The following is a 716-nucleotide window of genomic DNA, read 5'->3' on the forward strand; positions in this document are numbered from 1 at the left end:
GGATACCTCCCCGGCCAACTTGACCAGGTTAAGCACCATAAAGATGCAGGCTATCCAGGATTCGCTGGTCTCTTTCAGACGGGCCTTGATGTTGTCCAAACCGTAAGCGGTTTTTGCCTGTCCGAATTTCCCTTCTATTGGATTCCTTTCCCCTGGCCTTACGTGTTCTTTTTTCACCGCCGATGGTCTGCCGAGTGGTTTGGCCAGGAGCTTAATGCCCATCTCCTTGAGCAGACTTCGGTTTGTTCGGTTACAATAAATCTGGTCGGCAAGGATCTCTGCCGGATAATAGCCAAAGCGGGTTTTATACTTTTCCACATAGGCCATCATATGGCTCCCTTCATTGTAGGCATCCCAGCTCAGCTCATCTAAAAAAGCGTAGCCATCAACCAGTGAAACATGCACTTTTGCTCCGAACTCAACCTTTGCCGTACTCTTTCCCCTTACAATTGGACGTACATGTGGCTGATGGATGCTGACGATACGGTCACTCACAGAATGGGTCTTTTCGCTGAACATCTGCTGCTGTTGCTGAAAAAGGGTATGGATCACCATCAGGTACTTCTGCTCTTTAGCGTTGAGCGGGAACTCCTTGTACTGATCTAAGAGCTTATCAATGCTGCCCAGGTTCCGCCTGAGATAACCCAGCTGTTTACGGATCGCCTTGCGGATGGCGGCAGTACTTTTCTTTTTCTTCTGTGCCATGTGCAGGTAAT

General features: G+C 49.0%; 1 protein-coding gene. It reads right to left on the reverse strand.

The annotated features are described in order from the left end of the window. Positions 1-555, reverse strand: a 555-nt coding sequence (locus ADIARSV_RS09050) for a transposase (protein WP_160166651.1), incomplete at its 3' end; no start/stop codon positions are given. Positions 556-716: the final 161 nt, after the last annotated feature.

The organism is Arcticibacter svalbardensis MN12-7, from assembly GCF_000403135.1.
In the GTDB taxonomy this organism is placed as follows: domain Bacteria; phylum Bacteroidota; class Bacteroidia; order Sphingobacteriales; family Sphingobacteriaceae; genus Arcticibacter; species Arcticibacter svalbardensis.